The organism is Photobacterium toruni (genome assembly GCF_024529955.1).
GTDB lineage: Bacteria > Pseudomonadota > Gammaproteobacteria > Enterobacterales > Vibrionaceae > Photobacterium > Photobacterium toruni.
In genome coordinates this window covers 1377009-1396176 of sequence record NZ_AP024854.1, presented here as the reverse complement: position 1 = coordinate 1396176, position 19168 = coordinate 1377009, and the positions used below count along the sequence as shown (strand labels likewise).

Here is a 19168-nt window from a genome sequence, read left to right as displayed (position 1 = left end):
TATGTATCGATAATAAGTCGATGCATATCTTTATTACTTATTAAATATCAAAAATAAAACTCTTATTATCTGTGGCTTTTCATTATTAAACTTTTATAAAAAAACAAAAAGGGCAGCCCATTAGACCACCCAATAAAATGCCATTAAAAATGTGTGAGAACGACTACATTGATCTTTCTGTATTAGATACATAATCAGGTAAATTTGTTACGTAAGGTGCAAACCACATTCCTTTGATACAATGTGATTCGCTGTCTACAATGCAGATATTATCATTCGGACTTTCGACAACACCGAGAACTAAACCATCAGTTTCACCTGTAACATTGATTGATACATCAAACCAGTATGTAGAGCACTCTTTATTACAATCTTTTCCAGAAAAAACAGCTTTCATTTTTCTCTCCAAATCACACGTTTATTAACATCACCATTAAAATAAAAACAAGAAAAAGAAAACATAACCATATGAATATAATGATAATTATTGCAATTCTTCTTGCGTTAACAAGATACTATACCTCATAAGAATTCACTACTTAGGCATAGATCACATAACAGAACGTTAAAACACCAAACATAATAACCTCCTCTATAATTGGGTATTTTTCATTTCTGATAGTATTCTTAAAAGTAATTGCTATTATCTTTATGAGCAAAAAATGAATAAAGGATTTACACTAATAGAGTTAGTTATTGTTATCGTGATTCTCGGTATTTTAGCTGTCGTAGCAGCACCAAAATTTATGGGAATTAGCTCTGACGCCCGTAAAGCAAACTTAGCGCAACTAGCATCGACTCTTCAAACTTCGGCAAAATTAGCGCACACAAAAGCAATTCTTGCTGGTAAAGATAATACTTCTGCAATAATTAAAATTGCAGGCAATGATGTAAGAATGGCTCAAGGCTATCCTACAGCAACAACAGATGGCATCGTTCAAGTTATAACTGATGCAAATGAATGGCATCCAATTGTGCCATCAATAAAGATTTTAGGTGGCTTACATAAATCTGTAACTGGTTTGATGATGTTCTCTCAATACCCTATTAATAAAATGTCAGCGACTGAAGCTTTTAATACCCAATGTTTTGTTCTATATACTGATTTAAGCACTGCGGCAGAAGCTCAACCCGACTCTTCATCAAACCATAATAGTAATAGCCATGACTTAGGATTAATCAAAAAAACACTCTGTTATTTACTCTCATGGGTAGGTGCTGATCAGTATATTGGTTTTTGTCGCAAACCTAACGATAACAATGGAAAAGAATCAGGAACACAAATTGATAAGAATTTCGGCACAGACGGACCTGAAATTTCTATCGTTTCAAAAGGCTGCTAATTTTATGACAGTTACAAACTAAAAACCAAGTAGTGATAGTAAGAATAAGTCATTACTTTTTTAGTAAAAACATATTGTATTTTTATCAGTGGTCAATTTGACCATTGATATGATAATAATAATTATAACTGCCGTAAAAATCACAAAGGACATCGTATGTACATTGCAATGAACCGTTTCAAAATCCGTTTAGGCTCTGAACAAGAATTTATCGATATCTGGAAAAACCGTGAAACTTATCTCGATACAGTCCCTGGTTTTCAGTCATTTAATTTACTGCAGGGAGCATCTAATGATGAATATACCTTATTTGCTTCTCATTCGGTCTGGAATTCTCGTCAAGCATTTGAAGATTGGACACAATCAGAAGCATTCCGTAAAGCCCACACTAACGCTCGTGGTAATAAAGAGATCTATTTAGGAGCTCCGAACTTTGAAGGTTTTAAAAGCTGCCTTTGAGCCATAAATGACATAACGTCCTTAATGTATAAACGCATAGTCAGTTTATTCATTAAGGGCTTTTTATTATATTAAATAACTTAAGATAGATAATAAGTATCATCTTTTTAAATACTGTTTCAAATATCCTCGATCAATCCTTGTTTCTTTAATTCAGATGAAATTGCACCTTTTGATCGACCATGCATCTCAGCTAATTCATTAATTAAAGCTCCATTATTAAAAGCAGCAATGAGTTCATCTCTTTCATCATTGCTCCAAGATAACCCTGCATTTTTAGGTAGCCCCTTCGTAATATTTAATTTTCGCTTATTATCAATTGATATTTTCCTCTTTTGAGGCACTTTAACGCAGGTCATAATTGTGAATAATGAACGAATGACTTCAGGATCATTATAAGGGGAACATTCAGCCAATATTTCGCCAGTAATAGGATTCACGCCATTTGCTAATGCTTCAATATTTTTTAAAGCGGTAATAATATCCATATATCCTCTCCTTTTATTGTATTAAATATACCTGCCCTAAATTCATTTTTAACAATATAAAAAACAATCTAAATCAGATACTGTTTATAGTTTGTTCTCGATAGACATCACAAAACCATGCAAAATATAAAGGAAGAACATCGATAAACGTAAGATAGCCCTCTCTGTTCTATTTAATTTCCATATCATTATTATGGCGATGTATTGCTTTAAAATACGTAGCTTATTTAATGAGGCTAAGTAAATTATACTTAGCCGTTTTCATACGCTTGATTTGGTATTTTCATAACCTAACTCAAATACATTCAAACAGTTAAATTAGCTAGTTTGACCATTTAATGCCAATTTAATACGTTGATGCGTACGGTAGTTTGGAATTGAAATAAATTGATTCTGGATGGGTTTAGAGCGAGGGCTATCATAACCGTAAATATCATGACGCATCTCTAACTGCCCAGTCGGTGTTACCCAAGCTGTTAAATAAGCCACATCAAGGTTCACTGGCGTATTCAACCCTATCTCACGGTGCTTATTGGTATTAATCATATCGTCAACAGAAGGTAAAGTTGGCATATTTTGATAAGACAAAATCATTGTTGCCATCTGACGTGGTTTTTGAACACGCATACAACCAGAACTAAAATCTCGATGATGATGTTTAAACAATGGATACTCAGATTGAGATTCATCATGCATATACACCGAAAATGAGTCAGGCATCAAGAATGCTACGCGACCTAAGGCGTTTTCAGGACCAGTATCTTGACGGAATTCGTGTGTAAATGTCAGAGGGTTCACCGTTGCCCAATCAATTGAACTAGGTGGTACAACAGATCGATCACTCCAGCTATTAATCACATCAATTCGGCTATTTTTTAGAAAATTAGGATTAGCCTTAGCCGCTGGAATAATATTCTTAACTTTTATCGTTTCAGGTACATACCAATAAGGATTAATCACAACCGTATTAATGTATGACTGGAACAAATTGGTTGGGCGTTTTGGCATTCCATCGATAATATTCGATTCAAATACTGGCTGTTGATTATCGTATAGCGTCATTTTGAAATCAGGAATGTTCACAATAATTTGTGGTCCATTTCCCTTTAATTGTGCAAAACGTTCACGCTGTAAATTCAATGCAGTAATACGCGCTAAACTTGAATAAGGACGTATCAATTGGCTCACAACGTTAGGACCTATAATACCGTCCATCTTCAAACCATAATTACCTTCAAAGGTTTTAATCGCTTGATTCATTACACCGGTATTGGTAATCGTCGCTTGAGCAGTAATTTGTTGATACTGAGGCTGAGTCAAATAACCCAAATTCCAAAGTACTGTTGCCATTTTAAGCCCATAAGGGATAGTGTCCCCTCGGTAAACAACCTTATCAAAATGAACATTACTTGAATCAAGTGGATTGGCGGGTAAACTTAATAAATGGTTGATCACCCCCATTGTCGAAACAAACTGCGAAGAAGGAATAAGAGAATTGATCTTTTGAGCCGTCAATGGGAAATAACTCTGCGCCATCTTCAATGTCAAGGGCGTCAATTCTACAGGATGAGAATTATATAGTGGTCGAGGATCTAGCATTAATTGATGTACATAATCGACATAAACCAAGTAAGAATCTGTCAACAATAGATCAAACCCACGCTCATCTGGCAATGCTTGTAGTTGCTTCAACTCTTTTAGACGTTGCGTCATACCAGGGAGTGTTTTGGAATCTGCCAACGCTTGTAATTGCGGCATAATCGCATTGACAAGCACTGGGTTTAACCAATATGGCATGAAGTTATTTTTAGCATACAACGTATTTAAAATGCTACCGTTGCACACTTTCACCGTTGAAAACGAACACAAAGATGTAGCACTATTAACCGTAACACCATCTAAAACATGCCAATCCAGCGTATTGCTCGTCACGCTATCAGCAGCTAAAGCTGATCCACAGGTTAATAATGTCGAAACGGTTATTACCGAACGAATCAATGAGGTTATCTTTTTTCGATTAAATTTCATTCAACGGACCTTAACTAAAAAAGTAATAATATGCTTTTTTGGCATTAAAATCATTCACCATTAAAAGTGACAAAGATTTCAAGAATGATGAGTTGGCGTAATTTATATTAAAAAGAGATAGATGCAGAAGATCGGGTGTCAATATTACGAGAAAAAGTTTATTACACTGGTTATTATTCACATCTCGAAAGCGAGGACGAACTATTAATCGCGTGTTTTAGCCTAAAAGACGCTAGTGAAATGGTCATTTTGTAGCCCACTAATGGTTAATAGCCTATCCTTCTCGAGGATATTTATTATGGGAATAGCAAAAATGGTAATTTAAGTATCAGCTATGTTCTTGGATAGAAAATGATGGATAAGCTATGTTTCCACTCGCCCAACCAGACAGAATTCGACTGCTTCACATAATCACCATAATATAATATAAAATGAATGCTAGAAATATCTTAACCTATCAAGACAACAAACCACAAACAGCTTGAATTGTCAAACAGTAACCATTAATCGTTTTAAAATTAATTTAATGGGCTAAAATACAGGATTAAATTCTAAATAAAGAACAAAAAACACTCACAATCGTTATTTCCCCCTATTTAATAGAAAAAAAATATATATTTTATTGCTATGAACTAGCATTCTTATGTAAGCTTGTATTCCTCACAGGAATACAAGGCTCATAGAAAATGAAATTAATATCTCATAATATTATTAAAGGTTAAGTTAAAAATATCGACATTAGTGCTATTGAAGATGTAGTAGACACCTCTCCTAATATTGAAAGATTAGGAGATTAGATAATGATTATGCACACTGTAAGTGTACTAGATGTTTTTTGTAGTGGCTTTTTATCTCTTGATGTTATCCCACCACAAATAATAAGCCTGAAATACATTTATTAAATTTATTACTTCTTGTTTTTATGCATATTTATGGTATGGAAATTCATTTTAGATTTTACGCGTTCTACCTTTAACTACTTGTATTTATCGACCAAATTCTCGATAGCAAAAGTCAGAAACTAATGCACAAAATAAATGTGATTCAATAACTTTATAAATATTAGATTGAAGAGGGATGAAAATGGATGACCTTTCAACGAAACTACAAAAAACGACCAATGCAAGAATGCGACTACGTCTTCTTGCTGTTTACTATTTTATAGATGGTAAAAGTCGTTATCAAATAGCTCGCTATTTAAAAGTCAGCCGAACAAGTGTCAATAAATGGATTACACAATATTTAAATTATGGATTTGAAGGCTTAAAGGAAAAGAACCGTTCAGGGCGACCATCTCGTTTAAATAATGAACAATGCCATAAAATACAAGTATTTATTACTGAAAATGCGATTAAATCCCAAGGACAACGATTACGAGCAAAAGATATCCAAACTTTTATTTATGATGAATATCAAATTACTTATCAAAGTTCTATGATTTATAATTTACTAAAACAATGGGGATTTAGTTGGGTTATAGGTCACTCAAAACACCTAAAACAATCAATCCAGACTCAAATAGATTGTAAAAATACTTCACATTGAAGTCATTCTCAAGATCTCTAGTCATATAACTTGAAATGGTACAAATATTTAGTACCGAAATAAAGTTTAATCAAAGAGATATAACATAGGAATTTAAATATACTTTTGGTACTATTAAAGCATAAGTATCTAGTTAACAATACATTTTAGTTACAACCCATTTTTGTCATAGTTTTTCTGGCTAAAAAGAGAAACTATGACACTGTTCGAAAAAAAACATACTTGAAGTGGTCAACTGGATAGCCTGCAGCAAGGTTGGAATATTTCAACATTGCTATTTTTCAAACAGAACAATATCAATGACGTTGCCCAACCAATCACTTTACGAATAAATAAACCACAACGGCAAAGTACAACCAGCGTTGTCTCTGACCAAATATATATCATATCCCCACACAAAACCTGGTAACTTACTAATCTTAACTATTTCATTATATTATTTATTTTATATCGACTAATAGTATGCCTTTAGTTATACCTATACATGCAATCGGCCGGGCGGTTCACAAGTACCTCAATCAGTTTTAGATGCGATGAGCCACTATTTAGGACATTTTAATTCAAATTTAGGCGGTGCTTTTTTTCTAGTACAGAAACAGTGGCGTTGATGACAACCGCGCGCCATGCTGCCCAAAAATTTGTTAACGCGCCCTCAGCAGATATTGCTACCGCGTTAGGAAAACAAAATATCTGTATTTGGCATGGTCATTTTCACGCACAAGGTTTATGTGAACAATTAAATCTAATGAAATATGGTGGCGTAATTCGTATCGGCTGTATGCATTACAATACCTACAATGAAATTGATACTTTATTTGATGGGCTCAATTGTTACTTAACCTCCAACTAAAAGCATTTTTTATCGAGTATTAAAGGGATAACCTAAAACAAATTAAATATCGTCATGCGTTTTTACAAAAACAAAGCATGCTTATTCGAACTAATCGGCGTAATATCACTATAAATATACAAATGATTGCGCAAATTTCTATAATTTATAATTAACGTATTTATCTATTATCTTACATCAGTAATAATATGATATTATTATCAAACCCGCTCCAACTCGGTACACCAATGAACAAGTCTCAACAATTACTCGATATTAGTACTAATGCCTTACTACATCTAGAATTTAAAAAGCTTGATAAACGGCTGACACAAACTGAGCAAAATAACCTACTTGTTCAGTATCTAAAGAAAATCATCAAGAATGATGGATATCGTACAGTTAAAAAATCGATTAAAAATTGGTTATTGCGCGGTAGAAAATCTGGTGTATGTTTAGCATCAATACTTAATAATGATCGTGAGCGAATTCTACAAACCAGTTCAACAGACCTTTATCGTTTTGTTGACCTTATTGAAAGCGTTGAAGCTCAATTACATACACAAGTACAATATTCACTCGCACATAATATCAATCTTAATGCGCGCTTTGGTAAAGTATTAGTCTGTGTCGTTGATGAAGATTTAACGTCTAGTTTTGATAGTGATGGACTGATGATCAAATCAACGCAACTTTTATTCATTGGCAGTAGTGAATATAAAGATTTATTTTCAGCAGCTATTGACCAAAGTGGTTATTTTCAATCTGTTATTGCATATGAAGATGAGAGTCACCTTCGCGTTGAGCTGTTTAGGCTATAGTCATATCACGTTATTGTGTTATAACAATACCAATGAGTAAGTTATAAAAATTTACTCATTGGTTAATAAATATCTCAAATTGATCACTCTTTAAAAAGTATCAGCCCTTCTTGATCATAACCTTATTCTTTATTTAACTAGCATTTCTCTTGCAGCAACAAAAGATATTTCTTCTAATAAATAATCAACATTATCACATGCATCATTGACCATCAATTTTGTTGCTATTTGTTTTACAACATAGCACTTAGCTGGCACTTGCGCTTGTTCATGAGTATTTTTGAAGAATCGTAAATCATTAATAGATAAAGAGACGGCTAGTTGGCTATCAATATCAATTTCCACGGCTAAAATATCACCAACTTTTGGTAAATAAGATAAACTATCACCTGTAATATACTTTCTTATAGGTAGAATATTTTGTTCTGATTGTAAATCAATAAAATTTACCATTAATGAAATCATTGGATTATTTAACATTATATTGCCTTTATTTAATTATTTTTTTTATTATATCGACTTAAAGATAATACTATGATCGCTAAAACATAATTATTATTTTTCAAAAAATCACTAATAGATAAAACTAATATCATTGCTTAATGTAATACTTTTGATAATACAGTAAGTATCATCAAGAGAGATTTCATATTTACGATTCTTATTCTATCTCCTTCCATTGTTTATACTGCTTATCAATCATATCCCCCCCACACGATCTTTCATTAATAATACTATCAATATTCTTTCTTTTTTGACTCAACAAGACTCCGACACTTAGCCAAACTACTGTATATATTTACGTGATAACACTCATACATTTGTAATGTAGATGTATATGAAGATTTATATTATTTCTATTAGCATCTAAAAATATAACTTAAAAACGGTAACGAATAAAAAACAACACAATAAAAACAATAAGTTATAATCATTACTCCTGATAGCACCTCAAAAAAAAGATCCATTAAAAATAGACACACCCCATAAATAACGCTTGCATCCAAACCATAATAAAACTACTGTATGTACATACAGCATGTATATATAACCACTGTCGGAGATGGCACCATGAAACCACTAATGCATAATCAAGAATCTATTACAGCTTCTGACGCTTACAAAGCAACATTGCGTTCTCATACAGATCATTATCAATCTCCGCCAAGGGTTATTCCGATAGAAGTAAGCTACAGCGAACAACAACAAGCACAATTGGCCTATTTCTTACATTTACTTAAACAAGCTAATCAAGAAAATCGCTGGATAATGTTTATCGGCCAAGATGCATTATTAGATAAACGCTTATTAATCAATGCTGGTATTGATATTAATAAAGTACTTTTACTGAAAAACATGAAAAACCAAAGTAAACATTTGCTAATGGCAAAAGCATTAGAAATGGGGAATTGTTCTGCCGTGATTGTTTCTGGTGAAATTGAGATGTTCAATACCTCAATAATTACAATGGCAGCAGAACAGAGCAAAACACTCGCTTTTGTGCTAAATCAAAATGTTAAAGCACAATTAACATTCCATTAAGTCAATTTATAATCTACAATGTTATTTATAAGTTGCAATAATATTGTTATTACATAAATTTAATAATGAGATACAAACAAAAAAAGTATTTTTATTTAAAGTTGTATTTAATTAATTATTAAAAATAGTAGAAATAGCTTTTACGCATAATGAAAATCCATATAATCAAGGAAATTCAAATTTAAATACTAGGTTTCAGAATGGATAATAAGCTCGGATTTGGTGCATTAACTGCATTTGTAATCGGCTCAATGATAGGTGCGGGAGTATTCAGTTTGCCACAAAACATGGCTGCTGTTGCAAGTCCTGCTGCCGTCATAATTGGCTGGGCCATTACAGGTGTTGGCATGATATTCCTTGCAATGTCTTTTCAAATTTTATCATTATTAAAACCAAATATTAATAGCGGTGTCTTTGGTTATGCACAAGCTGGTTTTGGTGACTTTGTTGGATTTTGTTCAGCATGGGGTTATTGGCTTAGTGCTATGCTCGCTAACGTTTCTTACTTAGTTATTGTATTTAGTACGCTAGGTATGTTCTTTGACAAACCTGACCATATTATTTTTGGTATGGGTAACACTTGGCAATCAATTGTTGGTGCATCTATCTTATTATGGCTTGTATATGCCTCAGTAAGACGTGGCGTTCAAACCGCAGCAACAATTAACACAATAACAACTATTGCTAAACTTATTCCGTTAGTACTCTTTATTTTCGTCACTTTGATTGCATTTAAATGGCATACATTTACTTTTGACTTCACTGGGCTGCATTTTGGTGCTCAGCATGATCTACTTAGCCAAGTTAAAAGCACGATGCTTATTACTGTGTGGGTATTTATTGGCGTTGAAGGGGCTGTGATCGTATCTTCACGTGCACGCAATCGCCGTGATATTGGTCGAGCAACAATTCTCGGCTTACTGACCGCTCTTGTTATTTATGTATTTGTTACCCTACTTTCTATGGGTGTTATTTCTACTCCTGAACTCGCAAAATTCCAAAATCCATCAATGGCGATGGTATTAGAGCATGTAATTGGTCCATGGGGCTCAATTATTATTGGTTGTGGTTTATTAGTTTCAGTCAGCGGTGCATTCTTAAGTTGGACAGTATTAGCAACAGAAGCACCATTACTTGCAGCACAAAATAAGATGTTTCCAAAAGCCTATGCTAAAGAAAACAGTGCAGGTACATCAATTAAAGCACTTAATCTTACTATCATATGTATTCAAATTTCATTGTTTGCAGTGATATATGCTGGTGGTACCTATAATTCTTTATTAATTATCGCCTCTGAAATGATCTTAGTCCCTTATTTCCTTGTTGCTGCGTATACCCTTAAACTAGCAATTAAGAATAAAAATCGAGGGATGTTATTATTTATTGGCTTAGGCGCTACGATTTATGGTATTTGGTTACTTTATGCGTCAGGTTTAAGTCACTTATTATTAGCCTCGTTGCTGTACCTACCTGGTCTATTTTTCTTTATGAAAGCAAGAAGAGAACTAAATCAGCCTTATTTTGTAGGTAAAGAACGCATTTTTGTTATTTTGTTGATTATTTTGGCTATTTTTGCTGTTTATATGGTAACAACTGGACATATTGTACTAGAGAGCTAAGCTCTTTATTCTAATCGTAAAAAGCCGTGTATTTACATGTTTTCAATTAAAAATTGAGCATATAAACCACGGCTTTTTATTATGATATTATTTTAGATTATGTTCCCAACTTATCTCAGTTCTATTACGACCCATTTTTTTAGCTTTTAGCAATGCCCAATCTGCGCGCTTAATCAGCTCGTCACTCTTTTCATCGACTAACTCTGCCACTCCTAGACTACATGTTAGGTGAAAATCTTTATCAAATTCCCAATCTTTAAACATGATTGTTTCTCTAATACGCTCAGCTATTTCAACTGCATTTTTCATTGTTGTATCAGGACAGAAAATAACAAACTCTTCTCCTCCCCAACGAACAAATACATCAGTTCTACGTATTAATGTCTCAATAGTAGCTGCAAACTTAATTAAAACATCATCACCAAAACCATGACCATGGGTATCGTTGACTGACTTAAAATAATCAAGATCAATAAAGATTACTGAAAAAGGAATATCATTCAATCTCGTCTGAATAATTATTTCTTCTAGCCAATCAGTTACTGTATGTCGATTTCGAATACGAGTTAGTGGATCAGTACATGCTAAATATTCAAACTTCACACTTTTATTATAAAGTAATTTATTCGCATTTCGTAAATGCTGTTGATGTTCTTCTGAGATCTTGATTTTTTTATTCAGAACAAACCGTTCAATTAAAATAATAATAACAGCAGTAGCCACCCACAATAATAATAACAATTTAACTAAGGCTGATTCTGTTATCCACTTGCCATAGAATACTAGACTATTTAACTTAATCGCATAATGTGCTTCTTTAACATAACTTCCTGTTGCAATTTCAATAATTGAAATATTATCAAATTGTCGATTCGCTTTATTTACAGGAATATTATTCTCTGCAATCCACCAAGATAAAACTTGGAATGAGCGTAATGGGAATATTTGCAATCCCTTATTAATACCGGGCGAATATTCAATTGCATTAAATTTTAATGATAATGGATCATTACTATTAGCATAGCTAGGATCAAAGTTACGTAAATAAACACGCACCCTTTCTCCTTCAAGTGGGCTCGTATAATCAATATCCAATCCAACAGAATGATAAGAACTTAAATCAATTCCTGAATCAATAGCATCAGTTAATGCGATTGCTATTTCACAAAATGGCCACTTTGATTTATTCACAATTTCACATTCTAACAATACACTGCGATGACGAATATCTAACTTTGCCGTGGTCGCCCCATCTTGTCCTGAATCATCAATAATTTCATAATTACTATTCTTAGGCGTCACTATATATTCTTTATTAGCACCACCAAGAACAAACCATCCGTATGTAACAATAGTAAAACAGACTAAAAATAAAATAATTGCTCGAAGCCATTTATTCAACCCCGTCATGAATACCTCGAAAAACATTATCGCTCATAAGTAAACAGTAAAAAATAACTTTTATTACCGACAAATTAACAGACAAATTTAGCTTAAACAACTAATATTGTTAATAATTTACACCTACAATCAAAACAAATAAAACCTTGTTGCATAATCAAAAAAAACGCCACTTTGTCAGTGACGTTTAATAAAAATTTGAGTTAAAAGTAACATTTATTTATCGACGGCGTTGAGTGTTCTTGCCTCTATTTTGATGAATTTTATTTTTAGCTTTCGCACGACGTTTTTCTGCTGAAGCTCCACGATGAACAGATACTGTTTCAATTAAACTAGGATCAGGCTCGTAACCTTCAAGCCATTGTTGTGGTAACCGTGTATTTAATAATTCTTCAATCGCTTTTAACGCCCACTCTTCATCAAGACTCATTAGAGTAATTGCATTACCAATATTACCAGCTCGACCTGTACGTCCAATTCGGTGTACATAATCTTCAGCATTAAACGGTAAATCAAAATTAACCACATACTCTAGTTGCTGAATATCCAAGCCTCGCGCAGCAACATCTGTAGCAACCAGCACTCGTACTTTGCCTGCTTTAAAATCATCAAGTGCACGTTGACGTGCACCTTGGCTTTTATCACCATTAATAGAAACGGCTTTAATACCATCTAAGCCTAAATTCTTCGCTAATTGATCTGAACCCTGTTTTGTTTTAGTAAAAACTAACACCTGCTGCCAATTACGCGAACCAATTAAATAAGCCAATAATTCAGACTTACGCTTTTTATCAACGGGATACACCATTTGCTGAACCGTATCAGCAGCAATATTCTCAGGCGTTACTTCTACCATTTTAGGATTAGTTAAAATACTAAATGCTAATTTCTTAACTTGCTTTGAAAATGTCGCTGAAAAGAATAAAGTCTGACGCTCTGCTGGCATACGTTTCATGATGCGGTTAATATCAACAATGAAACCCATATCAAGCATACGATCCGCTTCATCAAGCACAAAGGTTTCTACATTAGCAAGTGATACATTGCCAACAAAAACATGATCAAGTAAACGTCCTGGTGTTGCTATAAGAATATCAACCCCAGCTCTTAATGCTTTAATTTGAACATTCATACTAGTACCGCCATAAGCGACAGCCACTTTCAAACCGCTGTATTTACCATATGCAATAAAGCTATCATAAACTTGCTGCGCTAATTCGCGAGTCGGTGTGATCACTAATGCTCGAATTTTAGCACTTTGTTGAGGCTTTACTTCTTCAGTTCCTATTTCATCCCGTGATGGTAGTGTCATTAATCGTTGCAAGATAGGGAACGCAAATGCTGCCGTTTTCCCAGTTCCCGTTTGAGCCCCTGCCATAACATCATCCCCAGCTAATGCTAATGGGATTGCTTGTTGTTGAACATCTGTTGGTTGTTCGTAACCTAACTCTGTCACAACTTGCAATAATTTAGGGTGAAGGCCGAGCGTTTCAAACGACATAATGTATTCCTAGCAATAAATACGCTTATACCAATAGATCGGCATAAGAAAACAAGGGCAAATTCTAACACAAAAAAAAAGCACTTCGTCATGAAGTGCTTTTTGTTACGAAATAAATATTCGTTATTTATATCATGGTTACTGCTTAATATTTAAGAACGCAGCGCCACGAACACCACCAGCATCACCATGTTTTGCTTTCACAATTTTAGGGGCTTGTGATACAGACAATAAGTACTTAGGCAGACGCTTAGGCAATTCATCATAAATTAATTCAAAATTAGATAAACCACCACCTAATACAACAACGTGAGGATCAATACCTGTGAATAAATTAGCAAAACACATTGCTAACACTTCCATAAAACGATCAACATGCTGCTGTGCTTTTTTATCGCCCGCAGCATTACGTTCAATTATTTCAATTGCTTTTAGTTTTTCACCATAATAATGCGCATAGATTTGTTCAAAGCCACGGCCTGATAAATAATTATCCATACAGCCTTTTTGACCACAACCACAATCAAATAATGGTGCTTTTTCACCCATATATAACCATGCATCCAACGGTAAGCGCATATGCCCTAACTCACCGCCAACATGGTTTAAGCCAGCAAAAACCTTACCATTAAATATCATTCCCCCACCAAAGCCAGTGCCTAAAATAAGCCCCAATACGGATGGAGCATCTTTATGCTCATCATCCCATGCTTCAGAAAGAGCAAAACAGTTTGCATCATTATCTAAACTGACGCTACGCCCCAGTTTAGCTTCTAAATCTTTACGTAGCGTGTGACCCTTAGCAGCAGGTATATTTGATGTTAGTACCGTGCCATCACGTGCATCTTCAATACCTGGAATACCTATACCTACAGCCCCTTCACAACCAAATTTAACATCAGCGGCTGTAATAATAGAAACAATAGTATCAATAAGCGCATCGTAATCGCTACTCGGTGTCGGTACACGCTCTGTTGCTACACGTTCTAGTTTTTCATTAAATGCACCAAATTCAATTTTGGTTCCGCCTACATCAAAGCCGTAGTACATCCTATTCTCCTACAAATAATGTTAAACAACACCGTGAGTTCATAACTCTTTAAATATAATGAAAATTATCCACATTTACGCCAAAACCGACTGTGATCTATAACTCAATTCATCAGTTATTATTTAAATGATGTCTAATATTATTCAACTAACATCACATCTTTGGCTGCCTATTATCATCTACTGACATAAATGCTTCTAATATTGATAACGATGATTGTTCAGGTAATGTACGATTCATTTTACCCGCAATGTAATTTTCGCGGAAAACATCAAACCATAAATCTAATAATTCAGCATTATAATGCTCGCCAAACAAATCAATAATACGCGCCGCAACTTCAGCGGTGCCTAATTGGTTTTCCTTTGACGCTTCACGCATTTTATATCGAGAAGGCTTATCAGGATTAATTGATAATAATGGGAATCGATCAAGATATGGACTCTTTCTGAACATCTTTTTCGCTTCAGCCCAACTACCATCTAACATAACAAATAATGGGCGCTTTCCATCTTCAAGTGTAACGGTGGTTACTTCTCGTTCTGGTGCATATTCAGCAGGAAAAACAATATAGGGTTGCCATTGAGGATCATCTAATAATGCCAACATTTCTAAATTAGGCTCTGTACGAGACCAAATATAAGCAAAGGTATCTTCAAATATGTCGGCAATTAAACGCCCAGTATTACTTGGCTTTAGAATCTCATCATCAAACATAACCAGTAAAAAAGCTGCGTTTGATGTCGCTAATGGGCGATGTTTACAAATACACAAATGCGTACGCAACATACACTGACGACAACGTTGGACCTTAGATCCACGAGCAAGAAATGGGCGGGTTGAACGTGCAAGGCGTTCTTCATAAAGAGTATGTATAGCATGAATGCGCATAGCGACTGACCTAAAACAGGAAAAACGCGAGCATCTTACCGAAACCCCTACTAAACATACAGTCATTATCATTATTCGAGGATTCGCTCTTCACTATTGGCTATTTTGCAGGCAGATGTTGATCATTATCCAATAAAATAAACTCTCCTTTGCTATCGCTGTAACAATCATCATGAGTAATAATAGTTGTCGTATTTCGACCTCTTTTCTTTGATTCATATAACGCTAGATCTGATTTTTCTAACCACGATTTATAATCTGTTAAGGTCGAATTCCATTCACTTATTCCTAAACTGATTGTTACGTTAATCGTACCTCGCTGATCATCAAATATCGTTTCTTGTTCGATACGATTACGCAATCTTTCGGTAAAATATCCAGCTAACTCAGCAGAAGTACCAGGCAGAATAATACCAAATTCTTCACCGCCATATCGCCCTGCAATATCAGTCTGACGTTTAGTACGTCGTAATATATCAGCAATCACTTTAATGACTCCATCACCAGCAACATGACCATAGGTATCATTCACACGTTTAAAATGGTCAATGTCAAACATGATCAATGTCGCTGGTATTTGAGTTTGATGGCAGTGTTCAAATGCATCTGCTAAACAACTTTCCCAATGGCCACGATTGTAAAGCTGAGTTAAGCGATCAGTAATACTTAAATATGTCAGTTGTTTATTAGAATCACGAAGATGATTTTTATTTTTAGCAATATCAGTAACATCGGTAATTGTTAAACAAATATGCGTATATTCACCAGAAAGAGAACGTAGTGGTGTTAACGTCATATTTTGAAACATAATATCTGAACTGCCCGAAACAGGACAAAAATTCAAAAAACGGAAGACCCATGGTCGATCTTCCCATGCTGAAAATGATCGCATTCTCAATTTAAACGTCGATTGTATTTTACTTTGTAACCATGAATGGGGTAAATCAGGGACAATATCAAATAGTGACTCACCTATAATTTTAACACTAGAAATACCACTATATGCCTGCATAAAAGTATTCCACGCACAAACATTATAATTTTCATCTAATATAACAACACCAACATCAAGATTATCTAATACTTGCATTGTTAAATGGAAATCAGCTAAAGATATTTCGTTCAATGTAATGATCCCATCATTTTATTATTAATAATTGCTAAAGAATGGCTATCCATAATAAATAAAACCTCACACTCAACATCTAAATTTTCTGCTTTATAGGTATATTCAATTGAAAAAAAAGTCTGCTTATGACAATGAGTATGATGTAAGTTCATATATTCTTCTAATACAATGGGCTGTCGCACAGAAAATAGAATAGAAATTTGTTCAGATAATGCAACTAAAAAAGAAGAAACCATTAAATTGGCAATATCGATAACCACTTCATTCTTATATTCATCCGTCTGGCTAAAACCCAGTTTTTCACCAAATAAATTAATATCTTTACCATGTAACTCAACCAAGGCTTCACCATGGATACCACCACCTACAAAACGTTGGGTAATGGCAATAAGTTCATGATCGTTACGAATATCCGCAATCGCCATTGATAGGTCACTGCTATTCATAAAAGCCACATTAGGTAATGGCATTTTAATAAAATCACCAAGATGATCAGAAATAATTGCAGCGCCTCGTCCTAATGCAATATTGGCTAATTCACGAATGCATTCAATAGAATCATTGTCTAAATGACTATTTAATTGTGGCAATTGGGTACGATCAAAAATTAACCCTAGACGTTGAGAGAGTTCTATTAATTCATCATGATCAAAGGGTTTAGATAAAAAATGATCAGCGCCTAATGCTAAACTTCTTTCCACTGCCGCTAATTGAACATCCGCAGATAATATAATAATCGTCGTATTATATTCACGCACAGGTAAAGACGCCATGACACTAAAACCATCCATAATAGGCATCGTTAAGTCTAAAAACATAATATCAATATCATTATTTTTTAGGCAATCTAACCCTTTTTTTCCATTCTCAGCATAGAAAAAAGTTGCATTACTGCATGATTGTAATAGCCGCGTAATTGATTTATGAACTAATACTGAATCGTCACAAATGAGAATATTTATATTGTTGAACATCAGATTAATCACTTACCCGCCAAACTTTAGTATAAGTATAAAGCAAAGTAACATTGTGCTGCACTTTAAAATTATGCATTCAGTGACATACATCTAAATATTGATCTTAGTTCCAATTAATTATCATCACAATAAAGAAAAAACCAGACACTTAACAATTTTCAACTAAATACACTTATAAAAAACACAATACAATTAACAATCAACAATCAACAATCAACACAACTTTATACCTGACTATATGGTTACCTAATGATATTTTTATAATAGAATCACAACATAATTTTATATCGCCAGTAGGATAAAATATGAAAGTTCTTCGTTGGATAATAGGTAAAATCATTCTTATTCTCAATGCGTTGTTCACTCCACGAAGCATACAACGTTCAGCAACAGCTCAACAAAAAATTGATATTGCTGTGGCTAATATGCAGCTCTACCAATTTGAAACATGCCCTTTTTGTGTAAAAGTACGTCGTCATGCTAAACGTTTAAATTTACCACTGACTACGCGTGATGCCAAAGTTTCACCATGGGCTCAAGAACTACTAGAGCAAGGAGGAAGACGTAAGGTTCCTTGTTTACGTATTGAAGAAAATGGGAAAGTGACTTGGATGTATGAGTCAAACGATATCATTGCATACTTAGATAAACAATTTTCTTAACACTACAATCATTCTTGTAATAAAAGTAATTAATCATTTAAGTCCTGACCATATAAGCCGATAGTATTAACTGCACTTTAATTTGTAGTATAAAGGCGACAGAACTATCGGCTTTAGCTATTGATGTTTCATTTATTAGTTATAAATACGGTTTACAAGGCTGCTGTATATGCGAAAAAATCATACAATCACTACCGACGATATTTTAATTAAACTATGTCACTCGCTGTCTGATGTGTTGTCACGAGCAACGGAAAGTAATATTAAATACTCACCAATGGTACAAAAAATCAATAAAACAAGCTTAAAGCCTGATATCGGTTGTTTTGTCCTCTTTGATGGCGGCTTTACTGGCTTAGTTGTGACTAATTTCTCAGCATCAGCTGCTATGGAACTGTATCAGAATTATATGCTACGAATGGGATTTACTGACGCTGATCTTTCCATTCATCATACCGCTGATGATGTGGCCAATATTTTAGGCGAATTAATGAACCAAGTTGTAGGTGACTTTACAGGGAAAATTGGTAGAGAATTAAACATATCCATCACTCAAAACCAACCAAAAATGCTTGCCCTACATAAACAAATCATTCTCTCTGTTGATACTAATCTAGATCGTCCAGAGGTTCGACGTGTTAGTTTTACAACTGCAAATAATAATATTTTTTACCTTGAACTAGCGATGGATAGAACAGAATTTATTCAACTTGGAAAATTTGAAATAGATGAACAAGATCCTGATACTATTTTTGAAACGGCTACTGTCGCCCGTCAGCAACAAGACAAACCAATATCTGGTAGCAACGATAGCACCAATGAAAATCCTAATGAAAATCAAGATTTGCTAGATCAACTTGGATTATAAAAAATATTTTAATT

At 34.1% G+C, this 19168-nt stretch carries 19 protein-coding genes and 1 pseudogene; 10 read left to right on the top strand and 10 right to left on the bottom strand.

Translation table 11 applies throughout. The features are described from left to right. Positions 1–163 precede the first annotated feature (163 nt). Positions 164–397, bottom strand: coding sequence for a hypothetical protein (locus OC457_RS06600; RefSeq protein WP_080174741.1), 234 nt, complete (start codon positions 395–397; stop codon positions 164–166). 265 nt (positions 398–662) lie between these two features. Between OC457_RS06600 and OC457_RS20860 the strand changes: the two genes are divergently transcribed. Continuing rightward, positions 663–1343, top strand: coding sequence for a pilus assembly FimT family protein (locus OC457_RS20860; RefSeq protein ID WP_080174740.1), 681 nt, complete (start codon positions 663–665; stop codon positions 1341–1343). A 156-nt stretch (positions 1344–1499) separates the two neighbouring features. After that, the gene (locus tag OC457_RS06590; RefSeq protein ID WP_080174739.1) at positions 1500–1802 is read left to right on the top strand and encodes an antibiotic biosynthesis monooxygenase family protein; all 303 of its coding nucleotides are present in this window, start codon (positions 1500–1502) and stop codon (positions 1800–1802) included. Positions 1803–1921: 119 nt separating this feature from the next. Here the strand turns inward: OC457_RS06590 and OC457_RS06585 are convergent, their stop codons facing one another. Further along, complete coding sequence (locus OC457_RS06585; protein WP_080174738.1) at positions 1922–2290, bottom strand: hypothetical protein; 369 nt, start codon at positions 2288–2290, stop codon at positions 1922–1924. Between the two features lie 318 nt (positions 2291–2608). After that, positions 2609–4318: a L,D-transpeptidase family protein gene (locus OC457_RS06580; RefSeq protein WP_080174737.1), complete on the bottom strand. Its 1710-nt coding sequence runs from the start codon at positions 4316–4318 to the stop codon at positions 2609–2611. Between the two features lie 1083 nt (positions 4319–5401). Here OC457_RS06580 and OC457_RS06575 point away from each other — a divergent pair. From OC457_RS06575 to OC457_RS06565, 4 genes and pseudogenes are all read left to right on the top strand, one after another. Continuing rightward, positions 5402–5863, top strand: coding sequence for a helix-turn-helix domain-containing protein (locus OC457_RS06575; RefSeq protein ID WP_159447853.1), 462 nt, complete (start codon positions 5402–5404; stop codon positions 5861–5863). A gap of 494 nt (positions 5864–6357) precedes the next feature. Further along, positions 6358–6521 (top strand): annotated as a pseudogene (locus tag OC457_RS20905) (aminotransferase class V-fold PLP-dependent enzyme); the annotation flags it as partial. A gap of 3 nt (positions 6522–6524) precedes the next feature. Further along, positions 6525–6713: an aminotransferase class V-fold PLP-dependent enzyme gene (locus OC457_RS06570; protein WP_370737965.1), complete on the top strand. Its 189-nt coding sequence runs from the start codon at positions 6525–6527 to the stop codon at positions 6711–6713. A 227-nt stretch (positions 6714–6940) separates the two neighbouring features. Further along, entirely contained in the window at positions 6941–7513 is a 573-nt protein-coding gene (locus OC457_RS06565; RefSeq protein ID WP_080174735.1) for a DUF2913 family protein, read from the top strand. Between the two features lie 129 nt (positions 7514–7642). Here the strand turns inward: OC457_RS06565 and OC457_RS06560 are convergent, their stop codons facing one another. Next, positions 7643–7993: a hypothetical protein gene (locus OC457_RS06560; protein WP_080174734.1), complete on the bottom strand. Its 351-nt coding sequence runs from the start codon at positions 7991–7993 to the stop codon at positions 7643–7645. A gap of 591 nt (positions 7994–8584) precedes the next feature. On the opposite strand from OC457_RS06560, the gene OC457_RS06555 reads away from it, so the two are divergent. Both OC457_RS06555 and OC457_RS06550 read left to right on the top strand, forming a co-directional pair. Further along, on the top strand, positions 8585–9055 hold the full coding sequence (locus OC457_RS06555; RefSeq protein ID WP_235866940.1) for a SulA-like leucine-rich domain-containing protein: 471 nt from the start codon (positions 8585–8587) through the stop codon (positions 9053–9055). A gap of 200 nt (positions 9056–9255) precedes the next feature. After that, positions 9256–10674: a basic amino acid/polyamine antiporter gene (locus tag OC457_RS06550; RefSeq protein WP_080174733.1), complete on the top strand. Its 1419-nt coding sequence runs from the start codon at positions 9256–9258 to the stop codon at positions 10672–10674. Positions 10675–10761: 87 nt separating this feature from the next. Here the strand turns inward: OC457_RS06550 and OC457_RS06545 are convergent, their stop codons facing one another. From OC457_RS06545 to OC457_RS06520, 6 genes are all read right to left on the bottom strand, one after another. Continuing rightward, positions 10762–12084, bottom strand: coding sequence for a GGDEF domain-containing protein (locus OC457_RS06545; protein WP_080174770.1), 1323 nt, complete (start codon positions 12082–12084; stop codon positions 10762–10764). A 211-nt stretch (positions 12085–12295) separates the two neighbouring features. Then, on the bottom strand, positions 12296–13576 hold the full coding sequence (locus OC457_RS06540; RefSeq protein WP_080174732.1) for a DEAD/DEAH box helicase: 1281 nt from the start codon (positions 13574–13576) through the stop codon (positions 12296–12298). 138 nt (positions 13577–13714) lie between these two features. Beyond that, entirely contained in the window at positions 13715–14626 is a 912-nt protein-coding gene (gene nagK, locus OC457_RS06535; RefSeq protein WP_080174731.1) for an N-acetylglucosamine kinase, read from the bottom strand. Between the two features lie 154 nt (positions 14627–14780). Next, positions 14781–15518 (bottom strand): tRNA-uridine aminocarboxypropyltransferase, encoded by a 738-nt coding sequence (locus tag OC457_RS06530; protein ID WP_080174730.1) that lies wholly within the window; start codon positions 15516–15518, stop codon positions 14781–14783. 100 nt (positions 15519–15618) lie between these two features. Next, on the bottom strand, positions 15619–16644 hold the full coding sequence (locus tag OC457_RS06525) for a GGDEF domain-containing protein (RefSeq protein WP_080174729.1): 1026 nt from the start codon (positions 16642–16644) through the stop codon (positions 15619–15621). Next, positions 16641–17621, bottom strand: a complete 981-nt coding sequence (locus tag OC457_RS06520; RefSeq protein WP_080174769.1) for a response regulator — start codon at positions 17619–17621, stop codon at positions 16641–16643. The genes OC457_RS06525 and OC457_RS06520 overlap by 4 nt, the downstream gene beginning before the upstream one ends. A 308-nt stretch (positions 17622–17929) precedes the next feature. On the opposite strand from OC457_RS06520, the gene OC457_RS06515 reads away from it, so the two are divergent. Then, entirely contained in the window at positions 17930–18286 is a 357-nt protein-coding gene (locus OC457_RS06515; protein ID WP_080174728.1) for a glutathione S-transferase N-terminal domain-containing protein, read from the top strand. Positions 18287–18455: 169 nt separating this feature from the next. After that, positions 18456–19154 carry a DUF3334 family protein gene (locus OC457_RS06510; RefSeq protein ID WP_080174727.1) on the top strand — a complete coding sequence of 233 codons (699 nt, stop codon included), beginning with the start codon at positions 18456–18458 and terminating at the stop codon, positions 19152–19154. Positions 19155–19168 lie beyond the last annotated feature (14 nt).

Coding starts and splice junctions, on each gene's coding strand:
- OC457_RS06600 (WP_080174741.1), bottom strand. CDS start 397: ATGAAAGCTGTTTTTTCTGGAAAAGATTGTAATAAAGAGTGCTCTACA.
- OC457_RS20860 (WP_080174740.1), top strand. CDS start 663: ATGAATAAAGGATTTACACTAATAGAGTTAGTTATTGTTATCGTGATT.
- OC457_RS06590 (WP_080174739.1), top strand. CDS start 1,500: ATGTACATTGCAATGAACCGTTTCAAAATCCGTTTAGGCTCTGAACAA.
- OC457_RS06585 (WP_080174738.1), bottom strand. CDS start 2,290: ATGGATATTATTACCGCTTTAAAAAATATTGAAGCATTAGCAAATGGC.
- OC457_RS06580 (WP_080174737.1), bottom strand. CDS start 4,318: ATGAAATTTAATCGAAAAAAGATAACCTCATTGATTCGTTCGGTAATA.
- OC457_RS06575 (WP_159447853.1), top strand. CDS start 5,402: ATGGATGACCTTTCAACGAAACTACAAAAAACGACCAATGCAAGAATG.
- OC457_RS06565 (WP_080174735.1), top strand. CDS start 6,941: ATGAACAAGTCTCAACAATTACTCGATATTAGTACTAATGCCTTACTA.
- OC457_RS06560 (WP_080174734.1), bottom strand. CDS start 7,993: ATGTTAAATAATCCAATGATTTCATTAATGGTAAATTTTATTGATTTA.
- OC457_RS06555 (WP_235866940.1), top strand. CDS start 8,585: ATGAAACCACTAATGCATAATCAAGAATCTATTACAGCTTCTGACGCT.
- OC457_RS06550 (WP_080174733.1), top strand. CDS start 9,256: ATGGATAATAAGCTCGGATTTGGTGCATTAACTGCATTTGTAATCGGC.
- OC457_RS06545 (WP_080174770.1), bottom strand. CDS start 12,084: ATGACGGGGTTGAATAAATGGCTTCGAGCAATTATTTTATTTTTAGTC.
- OC457_RS06540 (WP_080174732.1), bottom strand. CDS start 13,576: ATGTCGTTTGAAACGCTCGGCCTTCACCCTAAATTATTGCAAGTTGTG.
- nagK (WP_080174731.1), bottom strand. CDS start 14,626: ATGTACTACGGCTTTGATGTAGGCGGAACCAAAATTGAATTTGGTGCA.
- OC457_RS06530 (WP_080174730.1), bottom strand. CDS start 15,518: ATGCGCATTCATGCTATACATACTCTTTATGAAGAACGCCTTGCACGT.
- OC457_RS06520 (WP_080174769.1), bottom strand. CDS start 17,621: ATGTTCAACAATATAAATATTCTCATTTGTGACGATTCAGTATTAGTT.
- OC457_RS06515 (WP_080174728.1), top strand. CDS start 17,930: ATGAAAGTTCTTCGTTGGATAATAGGTAAAATCATTCTTATTCTCAAT.
- OC457_RS06510 (WP_080174727.1), top strand. CDS start 18,456: ATGCGAAAAAATCATACAATCACTACCGACGATATTTTAATTAAACTA.